Annotated in this window: 12 protein-coding genes and 1 pseudogene; 6 read left to right on the forward strand and 7 right to left on the reverse strand. The window is 65.1% G+C overall.

What is annotated here, in order from left to right:
• Positions 1-21 precede the first annotated feature (21 nt).
• Positions 22-345, reverse strand: coding sequence for a hypothetical protein (locus O0S08_RS37150; protein WP_269034207.1), 324 nt, complete (start codon positions 343-345; stop codon positions 22-24).
• Positions 346-355: 10 nt separating this feature from the next.
• Here O0S08_RS37150 and O0S08_RS37155 point away from each other — a divergent pair, with 10 nt between their 5' ends.
• A complete protein-coding gene (locus tag O0S08_RS37155; protein ID WP_269034208.1) occupies positions 356-1,138 on the forward strand; it encodes a hypothetical protein in 783 nt (260 codons plus the stop codon).
• Between the two features lie 13 nt (positions 1,139-1,151).
• Here O0S08_RS37155 and O0S08_RS37160 read toward each other — a convergent pair whose 3' ends face one another.
• The gene (locus tag O0S08_RS37160) at positions 1,152-1,550 is read right to left on the reverse strand and encodes a hypothetical protein (RefSeq protein ID WP_269034209.1); all 399 of its coding nucleotides are present in this window, start codon (positions 1,548-1,550) and stop codon (positions 1,152-1,154) included.
• Positions 1,551-1,771: 221 nt separating this feature from the next.
• On the opposite strand from O0S08_RS37160, the gene tnpA reads away from it, so the two are divergent.
• From tnpA to tnpC, 3 genes are read left to right on the forward strand one after another with little or no spacing between them, the layout of a single operon-like run.
• Positions 1,772-2,200: an IS66 family insertion sequence element accessory protein TnpA gene (gene tnpA, locus O0S08_RS37165; protein WP_269032851.1), complete on the forward strand. Its 429-nt coding sequence runs from the start codon at positions 1,772-1,774 to the stop codon at positions 2,198-2,200.
• Complete coding sequence (gene tnpB / locus O0S08_RS37170; RefSeq protein WP_269032852.1) at positions 2,197-2,538, forward strand: IS66 family insertion sequence element accessory protein TnpB; 342 nt, start codon at positions 2,197-2,199, stop codon at positions 2,536-2,538. Before tnpA ends, tnpB begins: the two co-directional genes overlap by 4 nt.
• Positions 2,539-2,568: 30 nt before the next feature.
• Complete coding sequence (gene tnpC, locus O0S08_RS37175) at positions 2,569-4,239, forward strand: IS66 family transposase (RefSeq protein WP_269032853.1); 1,671 nt, start codon at positions 2,569-2,571, stop codon at positions 4,237-4,239.
• A gap of 402 nt (positions 4,240-4,641) precedes the next feature.
• Here the strand turns inward: tnpC and O0S08_RS37180 are convergent, their stop codons facing one another.
• The 5 genes from O0S08_RS37180 to O0S08_RS37200 form a co-directional block, all read right to left on the reverse strand.
• Positions 4,642-5,130: an IS5 family transposase gene (locus tag O0S08_RS37180; RefSeq protein ID WP_371879549.1), complete on the reverse strand. Its 489-nt coding sequence runs from the start codon at positions 5,128-5,130 to the stop codon at positions 4,642-4,644.
• Positions 5,081-6,082 carry an IS5 family transposase gene (locus O0S08_RS51175; protein WP_371879513.1) on the reverse strand — a complete coding sequence of 334 codons (1,002 nt, stop codon included), beginning with the start codon at positions 6,080-6,082 and terminating at the stop codon, positions 5,081-5,083. Before O0S08_RS51175 ends, O0S08_RS37180 begins: the two co-directional genes overlap by 50 nt.
• Before the next feature lie 121 nt (positions 6,083-6,203).
• The gene (locus tag O0S08_RS37190; protein ID WP_269034211.1) at positions 6,204-6,722 is read right to left on the reverse strand and encodes a YfbU family protein; all 519 of its coding nucleotides are present in this window, start codon (positions 6,720-6,722) and stop codon (positions 6,204-6,206) included.
• 2,044 nt (positions 6,723-8,766) lie between these two features.
• On the reverse strand, positions 8,767-9,840 hold the full coding sequence (locus tag O0S08_RS37195; RefSeq protein ID WP_269034212.1) for a M48 family metalloprotease: 1,074 nt from the start codon (positions 9,838-9,840) through the stop codon (positions 8,767-8,769).
• A gap of 307 nt (positions 9,841-10,147) precedes the next feature.
• On the reverse strand, positions 10,148-10,555 hold the full coding sequence (locus O0S08_RS37200; protein WP_269034213.1) for a MerR family transcriptional regulator: 408 nt from the start codon (positions 10,553-10,555) through the stop codon (positions 10,148-10,150).
• Positions 10,556-11,051: 496 nt separating this feature from the next.
• Here O0S08_RS37200 and O0S08_RS37205 point away from each other — a divergent pair.
• Together O0S08_RS37205 and O0S08_RS37210 are read left to right on the forward strand one after the other, a co-directional pair.
• Positions 11,052-11,357, forward strand: a pseudogene (locus O0S08_RS37205) (transposase); the annotation flags it as partial.
• Positions 11,329-11,931: an IS5 family transposase gene (locus tag O0S08_RS37210; RefSeq protein ID WP_269034214.1), complete on the forward strand. Its 603-nt coding sequence runs from the start codon at positions 11,329-11,331 to the stop codon at positions 11,929-11,931. The pseudogene O0S08_RS37205 and the gene O0S08_RS37210, both read left to right, overlap by 29 nt.
• Positions 11,932-12,745 lie beyond the last annotated feature (814 nt).

Consider the following 12,745-nt stretch of genomic DNA (forward strand, 5'->3'; position numbering starts at 1 on the left):
TGACAGGGAGGCGCACTTCCGCTACAGTAAGCGTGTGCGGCCCGGGTTCTTCAGCTTTGCCGTCCTCATCGGTCTGACCGTCGCCTGCAACGGCGGGGATGCCGCGACCGGATTCTCGGACCCAAGCCATCCCGGAGTGACGACGGTCCCTCTCAGCTCGAGCAGTTCGACGGGGGGGAGCGCGGAGCCGGACTCGAGCTCGACGTCGTCCACCAGCTCGTCCGGCTGGTCGGGTTCGACGAGCACGGGGCAGGACGGCCCCAAGCTCGACATGCCCGTACCCGACGCCTCCACGCCTTCGGTCGGGTGCAACGGGAAGATCGATTTCCTCTTCGTGATCAGCACCTCGGGCACGATGCTGAACCAACAGCAGCAGCTCGCCGACGCCTTCCCGGGGTTCATGAATAAGATCCAGGGGCAGCTCGGTGAGTTTGACGTGCACGTTCTGTCAGCCAGCCCTACCGGCGGTTTCTACATGGACCCTTGCAGTAACTGTGCGGATGCCGCGGATTGCACCTATAACGCTCAACCGCCTCTCTGCGGTGCTCAACTTGATGCTTGCGACACGAGGCTTGGGGCCGGCGTCACGTTCCCGGCGGGCACTGGTTCGAGCAATCGCCGTTGTGAGCTATTCGGGGGCAACCGCTACATCCTCGGTGAGGATCCCGATTTTACGAGCTCGTTCGAGTGTATCATCCAGGCCGGAATGAATGGCGCAATCGCGTCAACTCGTGAGTCAATGGCCAAAGCGATCAGCGACGAGCTCAGCGGGCCCGAAGGATGTAATGCCGGATTCCTCCGCAAGGACGCTCTCCTCGTCGTCACGCTGCTCGACGATCTGTATGACCAGTTTTCCCAAGGCACCATGGATGACTGGCTTCAGGCGCTTCGCCATGCAAAGCACGATAACGAGGACGCTTACGCCGTACTCGTGTTCTCCACAGATGTCGATGCTGGCTTCGGGAATCTGTGCAAGCCTTTCGAGCCTACAGAAGAGCCGAACCCACTGCGCGAATTCGCAAACAGTGTCAAGCACGGACATTTTGTCTCGATCTGCGAGTCGAGCTATGTGGAGCCGTTTGACACCTTCGTCGACGAGGTCGTCTCGCTCTGCGAGAATCTTCAGATTCCTCAATGAGGACAGCCGTCTGTTACGGGTGGTGGATTTGCACGATTCCGACTGAATGGTCGTCGGCAGTGCGGTATCCCGGCCACGCGCAGAATCCTCGCACATCGCAGGCCATGCCAAGAGCGGCATCATCACCCTCAACGTGGAACGTATAGGGGATGCGTGGGCCTTCGGCATCCATGAAGGCGAAGACCTGAGCGTCAAGGTCGATCGACTGGCGCTTCCCAGCCACGACCGCTTTTCCTTCGCGGTCGCAAGCGGCGCCGAAACCTTCGCTCGGCGTAGACTCGGCGATCCTGTGGGTCGAGGTTCCGTCGAACTCGATCCATCGGGTCAACTGCTGCCGCTTGCTCGTGTTGATTGGGGTGCGTTGCGTCCAGCCGGACCCGATAAGGCGCTCACCGCAGAAGGCAAGGGACATTGTCGCATCGTGTTCGTAGTAGCATCTCCGGACGCCGTCCACGGGTAAGCGTCCGGCGAGCTACGTCGTGACAAGGTGCCAGCCGAGGACCTACAAGAGGGCCTCGGAGGCTGAATGTCGAAAGAGAGTGATGAAGATCGTGGTGACCAAGGCGCGGTCGTGCTGCAGCCCGAGCCGCCGGCGCGAGGGACGTTCGCGCTGCTGATCCCGAGCGACATGTCGTGGCAGGCGAGCTCGTTCGGCGGTGCGCTGCGGCTGGACTTCCGACCGATGCGGCCGAGAGACCGGGCGGCGCGAGCGCGGGCGAAGGCCAAGCCATGAGCGCGAGGGGGGAGGCGACGTGGCGCAAGCGGGTCGACGGCTGGATCGCCAGCGGTCAGACCTGCAAGGAGTACGCGGCGCGTATCCGGGTCAATCCACACACCCTGGGTTGGTGGAAATGGCGCCTGCATGCGGCGCGGGCCGATGCACGCGACCAGGGCACGGGCGAGGCCGGCTTCGTCGAGGTGACGCAGGAGGTCGCCGCGTCGATGACGAGCGAGCCCGGCGTGCTCGAGCTCGAGGTCGGGCGCGTGGTGCTCCGGATCCTTGGCCATGTCGAGGCCGACATGCTCGGGCGCGTGCTCGACGTGCTGGAGGGACGACGATGATCCCGGCATCGGTGCGGATCTTCGTATGCACGGAGCCTCAGGACATGCGGCGCGGGTTTGATGCGCTCGCGCTCACGGTGCGGCAGGTGATCGGCGAGGACCCGCGCGGCGGGGCGGTCTTCGTGTTCGCCAGTCGCAGGTCCGATCGCGTGAAGGTGCTGTGGTGGGACCGTAACGGCTACTGCCTGATGTACAAGCGGCTGCATCGGGCGCTGTTCCGCGTACCGGCGGCGGACGAGCCGGCGCAGCGCTCGGTGGTCGTCGACCCGAAGGGCTTCGCGGAGCTGCTGCGGGGCGTCGAGCGAACCTCGCGCCGTGAGGGTCGAAATCGCTCTTGACGTGAATGCTCAAAAGCGTACGTAGGAGGCGTGACCGAGGTCGAGCTCGTCCGCAATGAACTCGAGAGCCGCATGCGCGAGCATGCGGACGCGATCGGCAAGCTGACCGCCGAGCGCGAGCGGTACAAGACGCTGTACATGGAGCTGCTCGAGCGCTGCAAGCTGCTCGAGAAGGGCATCGTCGTCGGCAAGAAGGCCGAGCGCTTCGCCGCCGGCGACGACCCGCAGCTCGCGCTGCAGATCCTCGAGATGATGCTCGCCGGCCGCGACGTCGTCGTCGAGGAGGTCGAGGAAGAGGTCGAGCTCGACGACGCCGAGGATGAAGACGCCGACGACCCGGAGGTCGATCGTCCTGCGCCTGCCCGGCGGCGCTCTCGCGGTCGCCGCCCCTTGCCCGAGAACCTCCCGCGGGTCGAGATCGAGGTCCTGCCGCCCGAGGTCGTGCGTGAGGGCCTCGACGCGTTCCAGCGGATCGGCCAGGTCGTCAGCGAGGTCGTCGAACGTCGACCGGCCTCGCTCGTCGTCGCGCGGATCGTCCGGCCGAAGTTTGTCCGCAAGGGCGAGGCGCTGGGCACGGTCGAGGACCGGACGATCGAGGCACCGGCGGTGCAGATTGCCGAGCGCCTGGAGCTGCCGATCGAGCGCGGCCTCGCCGGCCCTGGCCTTCTCGCCGACACGATCGTCCATCGCTGGCAGGACCACCTGCCCGCGAACCGCCTCGAGGCGCTCTACGCTCGCGACGGCCTCCAGCTCGCGCGCTCGACGATCTGCGGCTGGCACGAGCAGCTCGCGGACCTCGTCGAGCCGCTCGTCGAGGCCATGTTTGCCGACGCCTTCACCCAGCCCTATCTCTGCACCGACGCGACCGGCGTCCTCGTGCAGGCGAAGGAGCAGTGCCAGCGCGCCCACTTCTGGGTGCTTGTCGCGCCGGAGCGCCACGTCCTCTTTCGCTTCTCGCCGGCCCACGACAGCGAGGCCGTCGACCGGCTCCTGAAGGGCTATGCGGGCTATCTCGTCGCCGACGCCCACGCGGTCTACGATCACTTGTACGCGACCGGCGACGTCCTCGAGGTCGGCTGCTGGGCCCACTGCAGGAGGTACTTCTTCAAGTGCCTCGGATCGGAGCCGGAGCTGGCCCGGCACGCGTTGTCGCTGATCAAGGCGCTCTTCAAGATCGAGCGCGCACTGGCGACGGCGCCCCGCAAGAAGCGAGAGTCGGTCCGCCAGGCAAAGTCGAGACCGATCGTCGACGCATTCTTCCTCTGGTGCGACCAGCAGGCCGCGCTCGCCCTCGACGGTACGCCGCTGGTCAAGGCCCTCGGCTACGCCCGCAATCAGCGGATCGCGCTGCAGCGCTTTCTTGGCGACGGCCGCCTGCCCCTCGAGAACAACATCTCCGAGCGCAACCTCCGACGCGAGGTCATCGGCCGCAAGAACTGGCTGTTCCTCGGCAGCGAGGAGGGCGCCCGCGCCAACACGCTCTTCGTCTCGCTCCTGGCGAGCTGCCAGCTCCACCGGATCGAGCCCTTGGCATACCTCCGCGACCTGCTGTGCCTGCTTCCGTCGTGGCCCCGGCGCCGAGTCCTCGAGCTCGCACCGGCCTTCTGGCAGGAGACTCTGAAACAGGAGGACACTCAGCAGCGGCTCGCCACCAACGTCTTCCGCGGCGTGTCCCTCGGGAAGCATGCGAGCGAGGTGTAGCCGAACGGCGGATCAACCGGGAACGTAGCTCGCCGGACGGATACGTCCACGGCGAGCCGAGCAGCGCGCCGGTGAGCGGATCCACGCGAGCGACCCAAGTTCGCGTATAAACGAAAAAGTCGTCACCCAGGAAATCCCGGTCGCCGACGATGTAGAGGATGCCGGTATCGGGATGGAGAAGGATCGCGCGCGCCCGCTCGCTCAGTTTGTTAAGGAGGTCCGGCTGCTCGTTCTCGGTCCAGGGGGCCGGGGACCCCATTGTATTTACGTCGTCGGCAGCGTGGATGCGCCACCACCGCCAGTCGGTCGAGAACGGATTTTCGCTCACGGTCCACCACCCCACCGCGACGACGATCGGGGCGGGCCCCGGCGTGATCGCCACGCCCGAGACGGCCTCGCCGACTAGGCTATGTCCGAAATCGCGCATGAAGCAGACAGACGCAGGTAGCGGTGGATAAACGCTAGTTTAACCATCGCCCCGAAGTTGATGGCTTTCTTCTCGAACCGGGTAGCGATCCGGCGTGACTCCTTGAGCCAGCCGATGAGGCACTCGATGATGCTTCGACGCCGGTACGCGGCCTTGTCGAATGCGACAGGCCGAAGGGAGCGGTCCTCGTTCTCCTTACTCGGGATTACGGGCTTGATGCCGAGCTCCAACAGGTACTGGTCGACCCAGTTCGCTCGGTAACCCTTATCGCCGGCGAGTGCGACGGGCCAAGCCATCGTTGTCCCGTGCTCGTCGTGCAGAGTCTCATCGGCGCCGCAAAGCAAGGTGTCGACCATCGTCTGGTCGTGGATCTGGCCGGCGCTGAGATGGAAGTGGAGGGGGTGTCCGTGTGCGTCACACAGGATGTGGATCTTCGTGCCCCAGCCACCCCGGGAGCGCCCCAGAGCGTGATCCTTCGGTTCTTCTGGGTCCGTCGATTTTCCCCCCGCCGCTGCTGCAGCGAGCCGCGCGGATAGACGTGCCGTCGATGCACCAGAGCTCGGCGGGGGGGTCGTCATGCGAAACCACGCAGCTGCGGAGTCGTCGCAGCACCTCGTCGAACGTCCTGTCTTGGTTCCACTTGTTGAAGAAGTCCCACGCAGTCGACCATGGACCGAACTCGATCGGAAGATCACGCCACGGCGCTCCTGTGCGGAGCACCCAAAAGATGGCGTTCAGGATCGTCCGGCGATCTCTCGCGCGCCGTCCCGTCTTGCAGTTGCGAGTCGGAAACAGGTCCGCGATCAGGTTCCACTGGTCGTCCGTGAGCTGGTGGCGGGGAACGCGGGGCGTCATGTCCCCGACCAGATCAAGAAATCCCGATGTCTCCAAGAAACTGGCGTTTTCGGGATTTCGGACATGGCCTAACCAACAAGCCACCGCGTCGAACTTCGGCCTCATGCCAAGCCAACGCAGCAATCTGGCGTCGTTACCAACATCTGCCTCGATCAGGAGGGCGGTCCCAGGTCCGGGCTCTGCAATGCAAGGGTCCAAGGGGCTGTACTGAATTTGATAGTAGACAGACGAAAAGTTCCTCGTTCCTCGAAGTAGAAGCACGGACTTGAAGCCACTAGCGGCTAGACTCTTATGTGTTCTCTCCAGACAAGTGGGATTCTCATCGATGCTGGTCACAGCATGCCCCTGGCTCAGCAACTCCAAAGTCGACCGACCAGTCCCGGTGCCAATCTCCAAGACTCGCGTAAGCCCATCGAGCGAGCCGGCCATCCAAGGATACGCTCCCTGTCCAGCCAAGGAAAACGATGAATTCTCCCACAGTTCTGTGTACTCCGCATAGGACGTCTCCAGGTTGCATCTGCGCCCTTCGCGCCACTCATGCTCGTCGCTCTTGCCGTTCATGGACCCGCCCCATAGCACAGTTGCTCCCGTTCGCGTAGTCGAAGCGCGGCCTGCGGGCCAGGCGTCTACTCCTCGCCGTACCGGCGGTGCTCGGCGAGACCATACAAGCCGCCCGCGTGGTTCAGGTCTGTTCCTGACCGGCCGCGATGATCCGAACGATCTCGTCCTGCGTCAGCAGTTCGGACCGCTTCCCGAGCGAGCGCCAGGCCGCGAGCATCCGGCGGTAGACCGGGAGGACCGGCCAGTGCGTGTTGTAGTTCCCTTTGGCGGGCTTCGACTCGCCGTAGTGTCCCCTCTTCTCGATCAAGAAGCGCGCAAACGCGTAGTGCTGCGACTCGTGGTTCCTGTCGTATCCCCTGAACCGAGCTCGATCGATGTCGACGCCGCTCTTGTCGGAGAGGCTGTCGATCGAGTGGCTGAGCGAACGGAACATGTCGAAGATGTCGTAGACCTCGGGACCAACGCCGGGAGCTGGCGGATCGAACAGCCCGTTCGTCAGCTCGTCGTACAGGTGCTCGTAGCCATTCTCGACGATCTCGAGATGCAGCGAGTAGTCCTCGTCGGGGTTGAGGTGCTGAAGGATGCGAAGCTGGTTGGCGAGCAGGAGGCGCTCGGTCAACGTGAGGGTCAGGTCGGCCATGAGGCGCGGAACTGTAAGGCCGGCCCTATCCGCGTCAACCCTCCTGGACTACGTGTCCACCGGTCGATGAACCGTCTCGTGTTGTCGAGTCGGCGTCGAAGTCCGCCGAGCCCATGCCACGGCCGGCCACGAGTCGGCAGGTCGGCGGTGCGGCGGCGTCGCCGTCCGGCACGACGATGCCGTCGGCGACGAACTCGTCGAGGGTAACGCCCGGGCCAATGCCTGGTCCCGACGTAGACCCGGACGTGCCAAGAGCATCCTCCCCTCCATTCAGGGGCGTGCCCGCTCCACGCCCGCAAGCTGGGCCACATCGAGCCGGGGATCGAGGAGTTGGCAGGGGCGCCCGACGGGTTCGAGCTACGCTGACGTAGACCGAGCAGGCGCCTCGTGGGCCGGGGGCGGATCGTGGCCGACGAGTCGCCGCGGGCGGCGCTGTGGAGCCCCCGGCGGGCCAGGTCGCCATGCAGTCCATCACGACGACGCGCAAGGTCGCCACGGCCGGCGAGCTCGTCGGTCTGCCCGCGCTGGCAGGGGCGCGGTCTGGTCGGGCGGTTGGGCCTGGCCGCTCCGCCGCGACCACCGCGGCCCGAGCGGGCGACGAACAACCGCTTCGAGCTTGTCCGAAAAGTCCCATTATGAGACGCGGAGGTCCTCGACGTGGAGGTCGCGGCCGCGGTCGGGTCGCAGCGCGGCCAGCGGGGGCGACCAGGCGGTCCCTGACGCGCTCCACGGTCCAGAACAGGCCGAGGCCGTGCACGTCGCCGATCGAGGGTGGCGAGCGCCTTGAGCTTCTGCCCGAGCAGCACGCCCATCGACGCCGAGCGCTCGATGAGTTCGAGCCGACTGTACTCGTCGATCGCCGCAAGCGCGGCGCGAGCGTGAGCGGTTGCGCTTCGTCGGTATGGCCGTGCGCGAAGACGTTGTCGTCAAAATGCTCGGCGATCGTCGCCGGATGCGGGGACACGATCCGGGCGTGACCACGTCGACGGAAGCGCCCCACCGGCCGACATGACGCCCACCGTGGCTGGGCTGGCCGCAGCCACGAAATGGCCACGTCGCCACTTGCGCGCGACGATGTGAGGCACAAGATGGCGCGCAATGGCGCCTCTTCCGCTTCGACTTGCAAACGACCTGCCCTTGAATCCCATCCAGTTTATCGCCGAACGGATACTCAGTCACACGAAACCCGATGTCTGGCTCTGGGCCGACACCCGCGCAGCTTGCTTCAAACTTCTCCTGCAACTACGCGACGAGCTGGGCGGCGAGGCTGATAGGGTCGTCAAGACGCACCACACCCTCTACCTTCGAAGTGGCGGCCGCGTCCAGGGGATGAGCCCCAAGGACCGCCCAGACGGCGAGAGGAGAATCGCGGTCTGGATGGCGACTTCGCAGATCCCGAACGAGTACATGGGTCGCCTCCTGCACCTCGGCCAGTGCGAGGAGTTCTGGGCACGACCTGGACTTGTTCCGTTATGGCCAGACGGCTCCGACTGGCGGAAGGGCTCTGTTGAGGCAACGTAGCGCCGGCCTTCGAGCGGGAGACTTAGCCTGAGACCACGCTCAAGCCGGGTCGCCCCAGTCGAGGCCGTAGCCAAAGCCCGAGGAGAACATCACGACATTGACGCTTCCGAACTCGGCGGGTGTGCCAGGTCCGAGTATCCACGTAATTGCGCTCGGTCGCCGCGAGCCACGCACGTGGTCGCCTCGTCGACGTCGCCGAGTTCCTCGTCGAGGGCCACTCAAGCAGCGATAGCGATCAGGGCATGACGCCGCGCTGGGCCCGGCAGTAGTCGTGGGGGCTTAGCTCGCCTGCAGGTCGAACCGGCGCTCGGAGCGGGGGATCCCGGCGGCCGCGAGCACCTTGGCGAGGATCTGCGGCGTCGTGGGCATTTGGAACGCCCGGCATCCGACGCGCTGTTGCAGGAGCCAGTTCGCCGGGACGACGCCGAGTCCGGCGGGCCGGACCACGCGTGGCCAAGCGTTGCCGATCTCACTGGAGAAGAGTGGCGTGCCCGACACGCGGCGGGCGCGCCACCATGTGGAGCTATAGCGTCCCGTCGTCGGTGCATCCCCACGCCTCGAGCCGCAGCGTCCAGTCCCAGGCCCAGAGAGCGCCCGAATCGGCGCGGCGCAGGTTCCAGTAGCGGCCCTGAGTGAGCTCCAGCAGCAGCGACTTCTCGATGACCTGTTGCGCGTTGAGGAGATAGTCGTCGCCGTCGAGGGCGAGGAGGCTCATGAGCAGCGACGAGAGCACGTCGCTGGGCACGACCCAACCGTCGAGGCCCGGGATCGGGATGCCGTCGACGTTACCGACCATCTCGGCGGCCGCTTTCACGAGCTGGTTGAACCCATCGGCCGCGTCGGACTCGAAACAATCGTAGGTGACGTGCATGTTGCCGCCCGGCGGCGCGAGCTGGTTGTCCGCGCCCCAGATGATGCCGGCAGTGGTGCCATAGTTGTGGGTATCCCCCTCGTCCAGTTCCTTCGTGGGGGGCAGGAGATGCAACTCGGCGGTGGTTTCGGCCTCGGTCGTGATGATGCAGTAGACGACGTCATCCGCAACGTCGTCGTAGTCCTCGTTCACGGTGATCGACGCGACCCGGATCCGCAGCCGTGGGTTGTCGCAGACGGCCGTGGGGTGCGTCGGCTGTGAGAGCGGCAGGTGCTCGACGATGAGCGGGAAATGATCCCGATACTGCTCCACCGAGCCCATGCCGGCCCGGCCGAGGGCGTGACGAATTCGGGCCGCCAACGCCGGATGATCGGCGAGGGCCGCGCGGAAGCGGGTCACTCGATCGGGCTCGTCGGGGCGTGGCACGGCGAGGGCATGCGCGAGAAGCCGTACACCCGCATCGCCGCCGGCGACCCGCGCAGCGACTCGGCTCAGGATCTCGTTCGTCGTCAGGAGCGCCATCTCGGTCGTTAGCTCCGGCATCTCCTCGGTGATCGCGGGCGGCTGGAGGTTGCCATCGCAAGCCGGCGCCTGGTCGCACATCGCACACGCACCACAGTCCTCGGGACAGTCCACGCATCCCTCCCAGACGTCGCAGGTGCCGTCACCGCAAACCGCTGCGCTTTCGGTTTCCCCCACCTCATCTCCTCCATCGGTGGGGTTCATGCCCGAGCCTGAGCCGTCCGTCGTGTCACCGTTTGAACTGCCACCCGAAGTAGCGGGGGGATCTACGGTCGAGCCCGGGAGCGGTCCGCCCGAACTCGCTCCTGGATCGTCCTCGTGACAAGCGGCTGCGACCAGCAGCGCACCGAAACCGAACAGTAGTGTTTGCCGTGTTGGAACCATGTCCTCATGGTCGCACCTGCAAGGTGCAGATACAAGCGCCATGGCCGCGCGAACGTGCTTCCGCGTGACCCATGGTCCGGTCAGGCGACGGCGTTGGGCCCAGGCAGCCCTGGTGTGCCTTGGCAGGCTATGCGTCGTCCAGCCGGTTCTTCCTGGCGTCGTTGCGGGACTGGCGAGGCTCCGCCAACAGCTCGACGATCTTCTTGCCGAACTTGACGGTGAGCTGGGGTCGGATCTCGGCGAGGCTGAAGCCCATCTCGCGCTGCCCCTTGACGAAGCTCGCACACGTGACGGCGTACAGCGGATACCTGGACTTGTTGCCGCGCCCCCCCGAGCCTTCGGGCTTCGGCAAGAGGCCCGCTCGTACCCAGTCGGTGAGGGAGAGCTTCTCGATGCCGCCCGCACCCGCGACTTGCTCGGCGGGTACGTAGACGTTGGGGAAGGACCTGAACACCTCGACCGCTCTGCGAGTCGCCGCCGCATCGACTTCTTCGGGAGTGGCGAAGCGCGGAAGGCCCTTGGACTCGTGGGACATGACCGCTCGGATGGTGCCATCATCTCGCAGGTTTTTCTACCATTTCCCCGGCAATCCGCCGTTAGGGGCTGCAGCTCATTGAGGAGCAGGCCGCAGACCGCGCGCCGCGGACCACGCGCCTGGAGAAGGTTGTCGCGCGCACCGTGACGCAGCGGACTCGCCTACTCGCGATTCATCGCGCTTTGAAGAGCATGGTTCTTCACGTCGACACGCACGCCGCATCGGCGTCGGATGTCCAAAGGGCCAGCTCGCGTTGTATGCCGCATACACGAATTTCACGGCTGGACGGGCTCTTTGACGGGCGCTATGAGAAGGGCAGCGGCCCGTGATCCGGTTGACCACGACGACCCGGTCGTGCATCGTCGCGGACGTGCTGGAGGATCAAGACGTGCCGCCTGATCCACAGGCAAGCGCTCCCGAAGGGCTAGGCTATGTCCGAAATCCCGAAAACGCCAGTTTCTTGGAGACATCGGGATTTCTTGATCTGGTCGGGGACATGACGCCCCGCGTTCCCCGCCACCAGCTCACGGACGACCAGTGGAACCTGATCGCGGACCTGTTTCCGACTCGCAACTGCAAGACGGGACGGCGCGCGAGAGATCGCCGGACGATCCTGAACGCCATCTTTTGGGTGCTCCGCACAGGAGCGCCGTGGCGTGATCTTCCGATCGAGTTCGGTCCATGGTCGACCGCGTGGGACTTCTTCAACAAGTGGAACCAAGACAGGACGTTCGACGAGGTGCTGCGACGACTCCGCAGCTGCGTGGTTTCGCATGACGACCCCCCCGCCGAGCTCTGGTGCATCGACGGCACGTCTATCCGCGCGGCTCGCTGCAGCAGCGGCGGGGGGAAAATCGACGGACCCAGAAGAACCGAAGGATCACGCGCTGGGGCGCTCCCGGGGTGGCTGGGGCACGAAGATCCACATCCTGTGTGACGCACACGGACACCCCCTCCACTTCCATCTCAGCGCCGGCCAGATCCACGACCAGACGATGGTCGACACCTTGCTCTGCGGCGCCGATGAGACTCTGCACGACGAGCACGGGACACCGATGGCTTGGCCCGTCGCGCTCGCCGGCGACAAGGGTTACCGAGCGAACTGGGTCGACCAGTACCTGTTGAAGCTCGGCATCAAGCCCGTAATCCCGAGTAAGGAGAACGAGGACCGCTCCCTTCGACCTGTCGCATTCGACAAGGCCGTGTACCGGCGTCGAAGCATCATCGAGTGCCTCATCGGCTGGCTCAAGGAGTCACGCCGGATCGCTACCCGGTTCGAGAAGAAAGCCATTAACTTCGGTGCGATGGTTAAACTGGCGTTTATCCACCGCTACCTGCGCCTGCGTGCTTCATGCGCGATTTCGGACATGGCCTAGTCGGGACACATCCCCAGCGGAAGTACAATGAGGTATACCAACGGCGCCGCAAACGCGGGCAGCCAGGCATCGAGTCCGATGCTGACTATCGGCTCTGGACTCAGAATACGGTCTACGAGCTAGCAGACGTAGTTCTACGACCGGGGGGGAAATTGAGCGTTGTTGACCGAGGGAGATCTCTGGAACGCGAAGCGTATCGACTGGAAGTTTATGAGTCACACTTGGAGCAGGCGTCGGTGACATCGTTGAGAGTGCAGGGTCCGGGGGCAATTGCGGAGTTCATTTATTCCGAGACACCCACTGGGGTGCCACTCGTCGGTTCAGGTACACGCCCCATTGACAAGATCAGCCTTCACTGTGTCGTTTCCGTAAAATGATCGGCCCGTAAGCGTCCGGTGAGCTGCGTTCCCGGCTGAGCTGCGGTTCGGCTACACCTTGCTCGTATGCTCCTCGAGCGACACGCGGCGGAAGACGTTAGTGGCGAGGCGCTGCTGAGTGTCTTCCTGTTTCAGAGTCTCCTGCCAGAGGCCGGGGCGAGCTCGAGGACGCGGCGTCGGGATCACGACGGGAGCAGGCACAGCAGGTCACGCAGGTAGGCCAGGGCTCGCTCCGGTGGAGCTGGCAGCTCGCACGCGTCCGACACCATCGCGCGCCCAACCTCGAGCTCGAGTACGGGCGCCGCCGGCTTCGTCGAGGTGACGCAGGAGGTCGCCGCCTCGATGACGAACGCCGGGCCGCATCTTGTAAGTCCCCGGCCGGCCAGCGTCACCTCGAGCGGGGAGCCCTCCGCGTCTCTTATTGGGCCTTTCCGGAC

The sequence above is a fragment of the Nannocystis punicea genome, assembly GCF_026965555.1.
Lineage (GTDB): Bacteria > Myxococcota_A > Polyangia > Nannocystales > Nannocystaceae > Nannocystis > Nannocystis punicea.

Excerpts from the sequence above, each read along its gene's own strand:
- O0S08_RS37155 (WP_269034208.1), top strand. The coding sequence starts at position 356 with ATGCTGAACCAACAGCAGCAGCTCGCCGACGCCTTCCCGGGGTTCATG.
- O0S08_RS37160 (WP_269034209.1), bottom strand. The coding sequence starts at position 1,550 with ATGTCCCTTGCCTTCTGCGGTGAGCGCCTTATCGGGTCCGGCTGGACG.
- tnpB (WP_269032852.1), top strand. The coding sequence starts at position 2,197 with ATGATCCCGGCATCGGTGCGGATCTTCGTATGCACGGAGCCTCAGGAC.
- O0S08_RS51175 (WP_371879513.1), bottom strand. The coding sequence starts at position 6,082 with ATGAACGGCAAGAGCGACGAGCATGAGTGGCGCGAAGGGCGCAGATGC.
- O0S08_RS37190 (WP_269034211.1), bottom strand. The coding sequence starts at position 6,722 with ATGGCCGACCTGACCCTCACGTTGACCGAGCGCCTCCTGCTCGCCAAC.
- O0S08_RS37195 (WP_269034212.1), bottom strand. The coding sequence starts at position 9,840 with ATGAACCCCACCGATGGAGGAGATGAGGTGGGGGAAACCGAAAGCGCA.
- O0S08_RS37200 (WP_269034213.1), bottom strand. The coding sequence starts at position 10,555 with ATGTCCCACGAGTCCAAGGGCCTTCCGCGCTTCGCCACTCCCGAAGAA.
- O0S08_RS37210 (WP_269034214.1), top strand. The coding sequence starts at position 11,329 with ATGACGACCCCCCCGCCGAGCTCTGGTGCATCGACGGCACGTCTATCC.